General features: G+C 74.3%; 10 protein-coding genes. 2 read left to right on the top strand and 8 right to left on the bottom strand.

Translation table 11 applies throughout. From position 1 onward, the window contains the following. Window positions 1-57 precede the first annotated feature (57 nt). Window positions 58-459: a hypothetical protein gene (locus tag ACFWP3_RS09180; RefSeq protein WP_384217918.1), complete on the bottom strand. Its 402-nt coding sequence runs from the start codon at window positions 457-459 to the stop codon at window positions 58-60. A gap of 90 nt (window positions 460-549) precedes the next feature. On the opposite strand from ACFWP3_RS09180, the gene ACFWP3_RS09175 reads away from it, so the two are divergent. Continuing rightward, a complete protein-coding gene (locus ACFWP3_RS09175; RefSeq protein WP_384217915.1) occupies window positions 550-1,284 on the top strand; it encodes an SOS response-associated peptidase in 735 nt (244 codons plus the stop codon). Here the strand turns inward: ACFWP3_RS09175 and ACFWP3_RS09170 are convergent. Next, entirely contained in the window at window positions 1,281-2,009 is a 729-nt protein-coding gene (locus ACFWP3_RS09170; protein WP_384217914.1) for a TioE family transcriptional regulator, read from the bottom strand. The two genes, ACFWP3_RS09175 and ACFWP3_RS09170, sit on opposite strands and share 4 nt — an antisense overlap. A gap of 58 nt (window positions 2,010-2,067) precedes the next feature. On the opposite strand from ACFWP3_RS09170, the gene ACFWP3_RS09165 reads away from it, so the two are divergent. Then, window positions 2,068-3,285, top strand: coding sequence for an erythromycin esterase family protein (locus tag ACFWP3_RS09165; RefSeq protein ID WP_384217912.1), 1,218 nt, complete (start codon window positions 2,068-2,070; stop codon window positions 3,283-3,285). Window positions 3,286-3,333: 48 nt separating this feature from the next. Here the strand turns inward: ACFWP3_RS09165 and ACFWP3_RS09160 are convergent, their stop codons facing one another. The 6 genes from ACFWP3_RS09160 to ACFWP3_RS09135 all read right to left on the bottom strand — a co-directional run bounded on the left by ACFWP3_RS09160 (window position 3,334) and on the right by ACFWP3_RS09135 (window position 12,104). Further along, entirely contained in the window at window positions 3,334-3,966 is a 633-nt protein-coding gene (locus ACFWP3_RS09160; RefSeq protein ID WP_384217909.1) for a hypothetical protein, read from the bottom strand. A gap of 261 nt (window positions 3,967-4,227) precedes the next feature. After that, window positions 4,228-5,364: a substrate-binding domain-containing protein gene (locus tag ACFWP3_RS09155; RefSeq protein WP_384217907.1), complete on the bottom strand. Its 1,137-nt coding sequence runs from the start codon at window positions 5,362-5,364 to the stop codon at window positions 4,228-4,230. 81 nt (window positions 5,365-5,445) lie between these two features. Beyond that, a complete protein-coding gene (locus ACFWP3_RS09150; RefSeq protein WP_384217904.1) occupies window positions 5,446-6,495 on the bottom strand; it encodes an ABC transporter permease in 1,050 nt (349 codons plus the stop codon). Continuing rightward, window positions 6,492-8,042 carry a sugar ABC transporter ATP-binding protein gene (locus ACFWP3_RS09145; RefSeq protein ID WP_384217902.1) on the bottom strand — a complete coding sequence of 517 codons (1,551 nt, stop codon included), beginning with the start codon at window positions 8,040-8,042 and terminating at the stop codon, window positions 6,492-6,494. Before ACFWP3_RS09145 ends, ACFWP3_RS09150 begins: the two co-directional genes overlap by 4 nt. 105 nt (window positions 8,043-8,147) lie before the next feature. After that, window positions 8,148-11,039, bottom strand: a complete 2,892-nt coding sequence (locus ACFWP3_RS09140; protein WP_384217900.1) for a SpoIIE family protein phosphatase — start codon at window positions 11,037-11,039, stop codon at window positions 8,148-8,150. Between the two features lie 81 nt (window positions 11,040-11,120). Then, the gene (locus ACFWP3_RS09135; protein ID WP_384217897.1) at window positions 11,121-12,104 is read right to left on the bottom strand and encodes a cyclase family protein; all 984 of its coding nucleotides are present in this window, start codon (window positions 12,102-12,104) and stop codon (window positions 11,121-11,123) included. Window positions 12,105-12,232: the final 128 nt, after the last annotated feature.

Here is a 12,232-nt window from a genome sequence, read left to right as displayed (position 1 = left end):
GGTTGCGGGGCTCGGGGCGCGACCGCGGGCGGGCGGGGCCGTCAGTCGGCGGGGCCGTCAGGCGGGGGTGAAGAGGCCCTCGTGCGCCTCGTCGAGGATGAACCCGTTGTCGAAGCGGACCCGGACCGTCACCCGCGGCCCCTGCTCCTGGTAGGCGGTCCACTCCGGCTCCAGGGCGCCGACCTGCTCCTCCAGCTGCTTGCGGCTCTCCGTGGGCATGTCACGGCCGAAGGAGTCGAGCAGCGACTTGAGCCGCTCGTACTCGAGGACTCCCCGGCTCCGGTGCCGGTGCTCGACCACCCGCTCGACGGTGCCCTCGGTGCCCGCCGCCAGCGACAGGAACCCGGCGACGGCACCCGCGGGCGCCGCCGCCGGGTCGGAGTCCTCCGCCACCGCGACCGCACCGGTCAGCCGGGTGTCCGCCGCCAGCTTCACGCGCCGGCCTTCCTTCAACGTCATGGTTCTTCGTCTCTCGGCTCGATGCGTGGGGTCGTGCCATTATCCGTGCCGGTCGGTGAGGCCGGAGCGGAAGAGTGGGAGAGTGGTTCCATGTGCGGTCGCTACGCTTCCTCCCGGGCCCCGGAAGACCTCGCCGGCCTCTTCGACGCCGAGCGGGATCCCGGCGCCGAGGCCCTGGGCCCGTCCTGGAACGTGGCCCCGACCGACGACGTGTGGGCGGTCCTGGAACGGGCCGACCGCGACACCGGGGAAGTGGCACGCCGGCTGCGGCCCGTGCGCTGGGGTCTGGTGCCGTCCTGGGCGAAGGACCCGTCGGTGGGTTCGCGCATGATCAACGCCCGCGTCGAGACCGTCCACGAGAAGCCGGCCTACCGGCGCGCGTTCACCCGGCGGCGGTGCCTGCTGCCCGCCGACGGCTTCTACGAATGGGTCGCCGTCCCCGCCACCGGCTCCGCTAAGGCGTACAAGCAGCCGTACTTCATCCGCCCCGAGGACGCGCGAGTGATGGCGATGGCGGGCCTGTACGAGTTCTGGCGCGACCCGGCCGTCAAGGACGACGACGATCCGTCGGCCTGGCTGCTCACGGCCACCATCATCACGACCGAAGCCACCGACCAGGCGGGCCGCGTCCACCCCCGCATGCCGCTGGCCCTCGACCCCGGTGACTACGAGACCTGGCTCGACCCCGCCCACCAGGACACCGCCGACCTCCGCGCCCTCCTGCACACCCCGGCCGACGGGCGGCTCGCGGTGACAGAGGTCTCGACCGCGGTCAACAGCGTCCGCAACAACGGCCCCCACCTCCTCGAACCCGCGGCTTCCTAACCGCGCTCGCGCAGGTACCGCTCCAGCTCGCCCGCCCCGGCCAGCATCGCCCGGCCGCGGGCGGCCAGCCGGCCGTGCCAGTCGGTCAGGGCCGCCTCGAGCGGCTCCAGCCCGCCCGCCGCCCGCACCTGGGCGATCAGCGGGGCGATCCGCTCCAGCAGGTAGCCGCCCCGCCTGAGCTGGTGGACCAGCCGGGCGTCCCGTACGTCGGCCTCGCCGTACACCCGGTACCCCGTCAGCGGGTCGCGCCGCGGGCTCACCAGACCGGCGCGCTCCCACTTGCGCAACGTCGCGGGCCGGATCCCCAGCTGCTCGGCCAGCGGCCCGACGAACGTGCCCCCGGGCCCCGGTCCGGCGGCACGCTCGTCGGGCGCGGCCGCCAGGTCGCGCAGCGCGCTCTCCACGGCCCGCAGCGTCCGCCGGTCTTCGAGCAGCCGGGCGTGGCTCTCGTCGACGAGGCGCATGGCCTCGTCGACCGCGCCCTCGTTCACGGCCCGCATGATCGACGCCGCCGTCTGGTGGCCGTGCCCGGGCACCAGGGCGAGGAAGGCGCCCAGCGCCCGGGCGTGCAGCGGGGTGTAGGCGCGGTAGCCGTGCGGCGTGCGCTCGGCGGCCGGAAGGATCCCGGCCTCCTCGTAGTTCCGGACGGCCTGCGTGGACAGACCGTGCCCGCGCGCCAGATCGATCGGCCGAAGCCGCCCACTGCTTTGAAGGTTCTGCCCCATACGACCCACCATTTCGCGTAAAACCCTCAACCGAGGGTTCAAAGATACCGTTGAAGGCATGGCCACTGACATCAAGCACATCGCCGACGCCGCCCATGCCGTCGAGGCCGCAGCCGTCATGAAGCTGCTACCGGCCCGCCCGCGGCTGCTCGCGCTGGGCGAGCCCACCCACGGCGAGGACGCCCTGCTCGACGTGCGCAACACGCTGTTCCGGCAGCTCGTGGAGGAGGAGGGCTACCGGACCATCGCGATCGAGAGCGACTGCGTGGCGGGACTGGCCGTGGACGAGCACATCGCCTCCGGCACCGACACCCCCGACGAGGACGAGGTCATGGAGCGCGGCTTCAGCCACGGCTTCGGCAGGTCCGCGGCCAACCGCGAACTCGTGCGCTGGATGCGGGCGTACAACACCGGCCGGCCCGCGTCCGAACGGCTCCGCTTCGCAGGCTTCGACGGCCCCCTGGAGATCACCGCCGCCGCGAGCCCCCGGCAGGCCCTGACCGCACTCCACGGCTACCTCGCCGCCCGGGTGGACGCGGACCTGCTGCCCTGCACCGCGCACACCCTCGACCGGCTGCTCGGCGCCGACGACCGGTGGACCGACCCCGGCGCGATGTGGGACCCGGCCCGGTCCGTGGGCCGGTCGGCCGGAGCCGGTGAGCTGCGGCTGCTCGCGGACGAGCTGGTGGCCCTGCTCGACGCGCAGACCCCGTACCTGATCACGGCGACCTCGCGGGAGGACTGCGACCGGGCCCGCCTGTACGGGCGCACCGCCACCGGTCTGCTGCGCTACCACGCCTGCATGGCCGACCCCGCACCGGTCCGCATGACGCGGCTGGTGGCCGAGCGGGCCCGGATGATGGCCGACAACCTCCTCGCCCTCGCCGAACGGGGCCCGGTGCTGGTCCACGCCCACAACAGCCATCTCCAGCGGGAGAAGAGCACGATGCGGATGGGCGAACAGCGGCTGGAGTGGTGGAGTGCGGGCGCGCTCGTGCACGCGCGGCTCGGCGAGCGGTACGCCTTCCTGCCCACGGCCCTCGGCACGATCCGCCACCAGGGAGTGGACACCCCGCCACCGGACACCGTCGAAGGCCTGCTCCACACCCTCCCGCAGCCCGCCGGCATCATCGACGCCCGCCGCCTGTCCACCGCCCTCGGCGACACCGTCCCCGCTCCCCGCGTGTCCCCGTACTTCGGCTACGCCCCCCTGGACCCGGCCCACTTGGCCGAACACGCGGCGATCGTCTTCGTCAAGGACGTCCCCCGGGGATAAGCCGTCTCCTTCCGGCCGCGACACGATCCGAAGGAAGTCCGCCCGTGCCTACGGAAGCCCGATCAGCCCCCAGCCCCGTGCCGCGCACCGCGTGACCACCTCGCCCCATTCGTGCAGGAGCGCGACGAAGGCGTCGAAGGAGCCGGGCCGGGCCGCCCAGCCGGCGGACCGGGTGTCGAACGGCTCCCGGAGTTCCTCCAGTCGCGGTGCGGCCCGCTCCCAGGCGCCGACGAGGGGCGGGACCTCGTCCGGCGCACGGAGCAGGAGGACGCGGGGGTGCCACGGCGCGGGGTCGTCCGGGAAGCCGCCCGCCGGCGGGCGGTCGTCGTTCGGGCCCCTCCCGGCCGTGTCGTAGGGGCCGTCCCACACCAGGCCGCCCAGGAAGCGGTCGAGGGCGTCGCGCAGCTCGGGCGCGGCCGAAGTCCTGATGTCGTCCCAGGCGTTGGCCAGGTGGACGTGCCAGCCGTACGAACCGGTGGTGCCGAAGAACCGGTACTCGGCGCACCACGGCTCCCGACGCGGCCACAGCCAGCCGTCGCCCGCCGGCCGGTCGGCCTCCTCGCACGCGGCGCAGCAGAAGTCCGGATACACGGCGTCGGTCAGCGCGGCCACCCGCTCGCCCGCCGGCAGCCGCGCCAGATGTTCCCAATCGGCCATGACCACGGTGATGTCCAGTCCCACCAGCGCAGGCTAGCAACCGGCCGGCCTGTGCCCGGCGGGTGGTTGACCGGGGCGTATGGAACGCGCGCGTGCTGCTGCCTCCCGTACGGACGAGCCCTCGCCGGCCGGGCCCGGTGCGGGTGGCCGGCCGGTGACCCCGGTCGATGCCGAGCCGGCCGCGGCGCTGGCGGCTTCGCGCCACCGCGGGCGGCCCTCAGCCGGGACGCCCGCGACGCCCGCACCCGCTGGCTCCGGCGCATCCTCGGGTGACGCGACGGCCCGCTACCTGCCCCAGATCCTGCGGTACCCCTCGCGGTAGCCGGTCGGGTCCCAGGAGGTGGCTCCCTCGCTGTTCCCGGCCGTGGCGATGTGGACGGGGGCGACGTAGCCGCTGGCCGGCTGCCCGGCGAAGGCGCGGTTGAACTCGTCGACGATCTGCCAGCCCTGCTGGTTCAGCGGCTCGGGGACGGTGGCCGCCTGGAACTGCGCGCTGTTGATGCGCTGGAAGGCGGAGGTGTCGCCGTCGCCCGCGCCGATGTTGAAGGGCGGCCCGGAGCCCGGCTCGCCGGCCGCGCGCAGGGCCGGGGCGGCGTCGGCGAAGTACAGGTCGTTGATGGCCACCGAGTACGTCCACTCGTCCCGGAACCGGGACAGCAGGGAGGAGACCGCCTGCGGGGTACGGCTGCTCGCGTCCGGGATCGGGATGTTCTCGTACGACAGGATCCGTACGCCGGAACAGGTGGCGAGGCCCTGCTTGATCAGCTGCGCCTTGTTCCGGGCGAACGGGATCGAGTCGTCGGTGAAGAGGACGACCCCGGCGTCGCCGCCGGACCCGGCGATGACCCAGTCCGCGCTGATCCGCGCCACGTCCTCCACCTTCGTGGTGACGTTGGTGAACAGCGCCGGGTCCTCGCTCGGGCCGGGCTCGCCGACCGCGTGCCACCCGACGACCGGGATCCGCGCCGCCGCGGCCCGTGCCATCTGCTGCGAGGTCAGACGGGGGTCGAAGCCGCCGATGACGATGCCCGAGGGCTTGAGCGTGACGGCCTGGCTGAGCGCCGCCTGGATCCCGGCGGGCGTGCCCTCCCCGTCGATCACCCGGACCTGCCAGCCGATGGCCTTCGCGGCCTCCTCGACTCCCTTGGCGACGCCCGCGACTCCGGGGTTGGTCATGGTCTGCGCGACGTAGACGACGGTCTTGCCGGGCACCGCCGCGGGACCGGTGGTGGGCCCGTGCCAGGAGGTGTCGGTCTTCTCCGCCTGCCGGACGGCCGCCCGGGCCTTCGCGAGCGTGCCGGGACAGCCGTCCGGCGACGGACCGCCGCCGGCCGGCGGGCCGCTCGTACAGCCGGAGACGAGCGCGGCGGCCGCGGTCAGCAGGGCCGCGGCCGTGAGGGGGGTCTTGCGCTTCGGGTACACGGTGCTCCTGACGCGGTCGCGCGTACGACGTGTTTGAGACGGGTGCGGGGGTGCGGTGTGTGGGGTGCCGGGTGCGGGGGCCTAGAGGTGCTCCGGGAGCGGCTGCCTTTCGCCGGTGCGCAGCCGGCGGCGGGCCGCGTAGCCGGCCAGGCCGACGGCGATCAGCAGGGTGCCGCCGTTGAACAGCGGCGTGGCCCAGAACTGCGCGCCGAGCTGGCCGATCCCGGCCAGGCCGACGGCGAGGACGGCGACGGCCACGACGGTGCCGAGGGCGTTGGCGCGGCCGGGCCGGATCGTGGTGGACCCGAGCAGGGCGCCGACGAAGGCGGGCAGCAGGTAGTCCAGGCCGACGCTCGGGTTGCCGGTCTGCTGCTGGGCCGCGAGGAGGACGCCGGCGAAGCCGACGACCAGGCCCGAACCGGCGAAGGCGTAGACGGAGTAGGTGCGGGTGGGGATGCCGAGGATGCCGGCGGCGCGCGGGTTGGAGCCGATGACGTACAGGTACCGGCCGAGCGGCAGCCGTTCCAGGACCAGCCACAGGACGGCGGCGACGGCGAGCACGTAGAAGGCGGGTACTGGCAGGCCGAGGAAGCGGGCGTCGTACAGCCCGGTGAAGGCGGCGGGCAGCCCCTCCGGGCCGGGCACGATCCGACTGCCGCCGGTGATCCAGCCGGTGACGGCGTACATCATGCTGCCGGTGCCGAGCGTGGCGATGAAGGAGGTGATCTGCCCGAATTCGACGATGACGCCGTTGAGCGCGCCGGCCACCGCCCCGCCGCACACCACCACGAGGCAGGCGAGCGGCCAGGACCAGCCTTCGTTGACGATGAGTTGCAGCACCAGCACGTGCGCCAGGCCCAGACCGTAGCCGAGGGACAGGTCGAACCGGCCGGTGGCGATCGGGAGGGTCGCGGCGAGCGCCAGGATCGCGGGGATCGCCTGGTTGGAGAGGATCGAGGAGACGTTGTCCCGGGTGGGGAAGGTCTGCGGCAGGGCGAGGGAGAACACCAGGAAGAGCAGGGCGCCGAGGACCGGGAGGCCGTAGGCGCCGATGTGGTGCCCGCGGAGCCGTCCCAGGAGGGACCGGGGCGCGCGGGAGGGCGGCGGGGAGGGCGCGGGGGAGGGGGTCATCGGCTCGTCGCAGCTCCGGTGATGGGGGGCATGGCCGAGGCGGTCCGGGTGAGTTCGGCGACGGTCAGGGCGGCCCCGGACAGCTCGGCGGCCACGGTCCCGCGGACGAACACCAGGGCGCGGTGGCACAGGTCCGCGACCTCTTCGAAGTCGGTGGACAGGAGCAGGACGGCCAGGCCGGAAGCCACCGCCTCGTCGAGCAGCCGGTGGATCGTGGCCTTGGCGCCGACGTCCACGCTGGCGGTCGGCTCCTCCAGCACGAGCAGGCGCAGCCTCCCCCCGAGCCACCGCCCGACCATGACCTTCTGCTGGTTGCCGCCCGACAGGGTGGCGATCGGCACCTCGCTGTCGCGGGGGTGTACGGAGAACCGGTCGATCAGGGCGGCGGCCTCGGCCCGTTCGCGCCGCGGCCTGATCCAGTGCCAGGCCGGCAGACCGGCCGCCCGGGGATTCGCCAGGAAGTTCTCCCGTACGGTCAGTTCGGCGGCGCAGCCCTCCTCCTGCCGGTTGCCCGCCACGAGGCCGACGCCGGAGCGGAGGGCCGCGGCGACCGTGTGCGGGCGGTACGGGCGCCCGTCCAGCAGGGCCCGCCCGGAGAGGACCGGCCGGGCGCCGGCGAGGGCGCGGCCCAGCTCCATGTGGCCGGCGCCGGTCAGGCCGACCATGCCGAGGATCTCGCCCCTGCGCAGGTCCAGGGAGACCGGTCCGGTGGATCCGGTCCGCACCCCGTCGAGGCTCAGGAGGGGCGGGCCGGCGGCCGGGGGAGCGCCCGGAGCGCGGGCGGCCGGTTCGTGGCCGACGATGGCGTGCACCAGCCGGGCCGGGCTGTGACCGGCGAGCGGCCCCCGGTCGGCGATGCGGCCGTCACGCAGGACGGCGAAGGTGTCGGCGACTTCGTACACCTCGTCGAGGCGGTGGCTGACGTAGAGGATGCCGTGTCCCCGGTCGCGCAGGGCGTGCAGGACGCCGAACAGCCGGGCGCAGTCCGCGGCGGGGAGGGTGGCGGTCGGCTCGTCGAGGACGATGAGCTCGGCCCGGGTCGCGAGCGCGCGGGCGATGGCGACCAGTGAGCGCTCGGCGGGGGCGAGGTCGGCGATCCGGGCGTCGGGGTCCAGGTGCCCGGCGACGGTCTCCAGGGCCCCGGCGCAGAGCTGCCGGGTCCGCCGCCAGGAGACCAGCCCGAAGCGACGCGGGTAGCCGGTGCCCAGGGCGATGTTCTCGGCGACCGTCATCCACTCGACGAGGCCGAGGTCCTGGTGGATGAAGGACATGTTCCGGGTGGCGGCGTGGGAGCCGAGCGGCTGTCCGCTCACCGTCACCTCGCCCTCGTCGGCGTGGTGGACCCCGGCGAGCACCTTGATGAGGGTGGACTTTCCGGCGCCGTTGGGACCGAGCAGGGCCAGCACGCTGCCCCGGTGGATGTCGAGGTCGACCGAGGCCAGCGCGTGGGTGCCGCCGAACCGTTTGCCCAGACCGCGGATGCGGACGAGGGGTTCCGGTGCGGAGCGGGAAGGCGGACCCGTCGAGGTGTCGGGAGCGTCATGCACAGACTTCTCCGGGGGTCGGCCTCCGAGTTCTTCCCGACTGCATGGGGGATTCTACGGGGGCGTACGGCGCATTTCCGGTATATCGGGCGCAGATGCCGGTCCAGGTCATGCCGCGGCCAAGGCGCACTCGGCCCAGATGACCTTGCCCTCGTCGGTGTAGCGGGTGCCCCAGGCCTGGGCGAGCTGTGCGACGAGGAACAGGCCGCGGCCGCCCTCGTCGGTGATGGCCGCATGGCGCATGCGCGGGGCGGTGCTGCTGGTGTCGAACACCTCGCAGATCAGGGTGCGGTCGTGGATGAGACGGACCCGGATGGGCCCGGTGCCGTACCGGACGGCGTTCGTGACCAGCTCGCTGAGCAGCAGTTCCATGGCGAACGCGGCCTCGTCCAGGCCCCACCGGCCCAGCTGGTCCACGGCGGCGTTGCGCACCCCGGAGACCCGGGCCGGGTCGGCGGGCAGGTCCCAGGTGGCGATCCGGTCGGGGCGTACGGCGTGGGTGCGGGCGACGAGGAGCGCGATGTCGTCCGCCGGGTGTTCGGGGGCCATCGCGTCGAGGACGGCCTGGCAGGTGTCCTCGGGGGCGCGGTCCGGGTGGGCCAGGGTGCGCCGCAGTTCGTCGAGGGCCACGTCGATGTCCCGGCGGCGGTCTTCGACGAGCCCGTCGGTGAACAGGACCAGCTGGCTGTTCTCGGGCAGGTGGAAGGTGACCGACTCGAAGGGCAGGCCGCCGAGGCCGAGCGGGGGTCCGGCGGGCAGTTCGAGGAAGGTCACGGTGCCGTCGGCCCGGACCAGCGCGGGCGGCGGGTGGCCGGCGCGCGCCATCGTGCACTCCTGCGAGGTGGGGTCGTAGATGGCGTACAGGAAGGTGGCGCCGACGATGCCGGTGCTGCCGTCGGCGGCATGGTCCCCGCCCTCCTCGCGGTCGAGGCGCACCATCAGGTTGTCGAGGTGGGTGAGGAGTTCGTCGGGGGCGAGTTCGAGCTCGGCGAAGTTGCGGGCGGCGGTGCGCAGCCGGCCCATGGTGGCGGCGGCGTGCAGTCCGTGGCCGACGACATCGCCGACGAGCAGGGCGACGCGGGTGCCGGACAGGGGGATGACGTCGAACCAGTCGCCGCCCACCCCGTGCTCCGCGGGCAGGTAGCGGTGGGCGACCTCGACGGCGTCCTGTTCGGGGAGGCCGCGCGGCAGCAGGCTGCGTTGCAGGGACAGGGCGAGGGCGTGTTCGCGGGTGTAGCGGCGGGCGTTGTCGATGCACAGGGCGGCGCGGGCGCCGAGTTCCTGGGCCAGCGAGCGGTCGTCGTCCCCGTACGGTGCGGGGTCCTGCGAACGGTAGAAGGCGGCGATGCCCAGCAGGACGCCGCGGGCGAGCAGGGGGACGGTGACGAGGGAGTGGATGCCGTGGGCGAGCAGCAGCTCGGCGTGCTCGGGGTCCTGGGCGATCCACCCGAAGGCGGCCTTCAGATCGGGTTCCAGTACGGGCTGACCGGTGCTCAGGCAGCGCATGTGGGGGGTGGTCGGGCGGAGGCTGACCTGCTCGCCCACCGGGTAGAAGGGGCAGTCCTCGCGGATGCCGTGGACCACCGTGCGGTGCATCTCGGTGGTGGGGTGGGGGGACTCCTCGCCGCGCAGCACCGCTTCGGGCATGTCGATGGTGACGAAGTCGGCCAGGCGCGGTACCGCGATCTCGGCGAGTTCCCAGGCGGTGCGGCCGACGTCCAGGGTGGTGCCGATGCGGTTGCTGGCCTCGGCCAGCAGCTCCAGGCGGCGCCGTGCCGCGACGGCGTACTTGCCCACCTCGGGCTCGCCCACCAGCACCAGGCCCCGGACCATGCCGCCCGCGGGGTCGTCGGTGCCGGGTGGGGGCTGCGGGGCGGCGGCAGCGGGGTCAGGGGCCGGTCGGGGGCCCGCGGCGTGGGGCGGGGCGTCGGCATGGGCCGGGCCCGGAGGGTGGGGCGGGGCGTCGGCGTGGGCCGGGCCCGGAGGGTGGGGCGGGGCGTCGGCGTGGGGAGGGGTGTCGGCGTGGGCGTGGGGACGGGCGTCGGCGTGGGCGTGGGGAGGGGCGGGGGCGTGCCGCTCCGACTCGTCGGGGAGGAGCACCTCGATGACGATGCCCTCCACCCCGGTCGTGCTCGTCACGGGCCGGCTCACCAGGGTGACCGAGCGGCCGCGGGACAGCGGGACCTCGGTGGCGGCCCGCCGGGCCGAGGACATCAGCTCCGTGGCCCTCTCCTTGAGCGTCATCTGGTCGCTCTGCTCCAGCTCGCTCTGGAGCAGCTCGTCCATGCCGATCGGGTAGCCGTTCCGGGCGCCCTCGCCGGTCCGGGCGCGGCTCTCGGCGTCCAGGTACGCGTGCAGCAGCCCGCGCTCGCGCGCCGAACTCTGGTCCATCAGCCGTCGTTCGATGGCTTCGGCCGCCTTGCGCACCACCGGGACCAGGGCCGGGTCCGCGTCGGTGTAGGGATAGCCGAGGCACAGGACGCCCTCGATGTGCCCGTTGAGCTGGTCGCGCAGTGGGATCGCGGTACAGGCGCTCGCCTGGGACCGCTCGGCGAAGTGCTCGGCGCCGTACACCTGGCACAGCCGCCGCTCGGCCAGGGTGAGCCCGATGCCGTTCGTCCCGGCGTACTGCTCGGCGAAGACGAACCCGGGGACGCTCTGGATCGCGGACAGGTGCCTGACCATCGACTTGTCGCCGAAGCGGCGTTCGAGCACGGTGCCGAAACCGTCGGCGAGGCAGATGTTCATCTGGCTGCCCGAGAAGATGGACGCCAGCCGGTCGAGCACGGGCCGGGCGGCGCGGACGAGCCTGCCCTCGGGGTCGAAGTCCTGGGTGAAGGGGAGCTCGGACTGGTCCGGCGACAGCCCCAGCAGCCGGCTGCGCTGCCAGGAGCTCAGGATCGGACTCCGCACGCTCCCCTCGACCGCTTCGGCCGACTCGCCGTGCAGGAACCGGTCACGGGAACCTACGGGGCCGATGCGGTCGCCGACGACCCCCATCTACACCACTTCCCCTCACCGGAACGCTCTCGATCGCCCGATTTGAGTATATTCCTCACCTTTGTGGGGGGCGTGGGTGGCTCACAGGACCGCGACCGGGTTGACGGGCGAGCCCGTGCCGCCCGGGACGTCCAGCGGCGTCACGACGAGCAGGAACGCGTACCGGCCCGCCTCCGCGCAGGCCGCGGAGAGCCGCTCGAGGTTGAGGTTGTCCAGCAGCGGGACCCCCATCGCGGCGATCGCCAGCGCGTGGACGGGGGAGTGCAGGCCCTCGACCGGCGACGGCCGTACGTCGCTGTCCCCGTCCCCGCCGAGCAGGGCGATGCCGCGCTCGGCCAGCAGCGGTACGGCGTCCACGTGCCAGCCCGCGCTCGCCGCCGAGGGGTCCCAGGGCCCGGTCTCCCGGCGGCGCCGGCCGGCGCCGGAGCGCAGCAGGACCGCGTCGCCCTCCCCGATCGCCACGCCGAGCGTCCGCTCCGCGGCGATGAGGTCCGGCGCGTGCACCGCGTGCCCCGGCTCGAGCCACGGGACCCCGAGGGCGGCGGGCAGGTCCAGGAGCACGCCCCTGGTGACCAGCGGGCCGAGCTCCGACACCGCGCCGAACCGGGCCCCCGCGGCGTCCACGGCCTCGCGCGCCGCGTGCCCGTCGAACAGGCGCCCTCGGTAGGCGACGTGTGACAGCGCGTCCAGGTGGCTCACGCCCTTGCCGTGGTAGTCGACGGCGAGGAAGTCCTTGTAGACGGACGGCTCCGGGGCCTCCACGTCACCGAGCTCCGACATGTAGTGCAGGGCGGGCTTCGCGTTGTCGGGCCCGGGCCGGGTGTCCCAGGGCCGCCCCATCGGGACGACCGTGCCGGACCGGACCAGGGCCGCGGCCCTCCGTACGTGGTCCGCCGTCACCCTGTTCCAGGCGCCGCGGCCGGCCGCGGCCCACCGGCCCCAGCCGCGCACCGACGCGAAGAGCGCGTCGAACTCCTCGCGCGAGACGGCGGCCCCGGGCACGGGACCGCCCTGCGGTCGGCCGGCCGGCGGGGGAGTGGGGACATCGGCGGGGCTGCCCGTCATAGGTGCTCAGCGCTCCAAGGCTCGTGCGCGCCGGCCGCCCGGGGGCTCCGGAGCGCGCCACGGCTCCCGGCGCAGCATCCTGCAAGGGTGACGTCGCAGCATCCTGCCGGTGCGCCGTGGCCGGGTCC

Source organism: Streptomyces sp. NPDC058525 (genome assembly GCF_042719495.1).
Lineage (GTDB): Bacteria > Actinomycetota > Actinomycetes > Streptomycetales > Streptomycetaceae > Streptomyces.
Note: the sequence above shows the minus strand (reverse complement) of the source record. Positions and strands in the feature narration are given on the sequence as shown.

What these genes read in the sequence shown, in the direction of transcription:
- ACFWP3_RS09140 (WP_384217900.1), bottom strand. Translation starts at nt 11,039, where the DNA reads ATGGGGGTCGTCGGCGACCGCATCGGCCCCGTAGGTTCCCGTGACCGG.
- ACFWP3_RS09175 (WP_384217915.1), top strand. Translation starts at nt 550, where the DNA reads ATGTGCGGTCGCTACGCTTCCTCCCGGGCCCCGGAAGACCTCGCCGGC.
- ACFWP3_RS09150 (WP_384217904.1), bottom strand. Translation starts at nt 6,495, where the DNA reads ATGACCCCCTCCCCCGCGCCCTCCCCGCCGCCCTCCCGCGCGCCCCGG.
- ACFWP3_RS09180 (WP_384217918.1), bottom strand. Translation starts at nt 459, where the DNA reads ATGACGTTGAAGGAAGGCCGGCGCGTGAAGCTGGCGGCGGACACCCGG.
- ACFWP3_RS09135 (WP_384217897.1), bottom strand. Translation starts at nt 12,104, where the DNA reads ATGACGGGCAGCCCCGCCGATGTCCCCACTCCCCCGCCGGCCGGCCGA.
- ACFWP3_RS09165 (WP_384217912.1), top strand. Translation starts at nt 2,068, where the DNA reads ATGGCCACTGACATCAAGCACATCGCCGACGCCGCCCATGCCGTCGAG.
- ACFWP3_RS09170 (WP_384217914.1), bottom strand. Translation starts at nt 2,009, where the DNA reads ATGGGGCAGAACCTTCAAAGCAGTGGGCGGCTTCGGCCGATCGATCTG.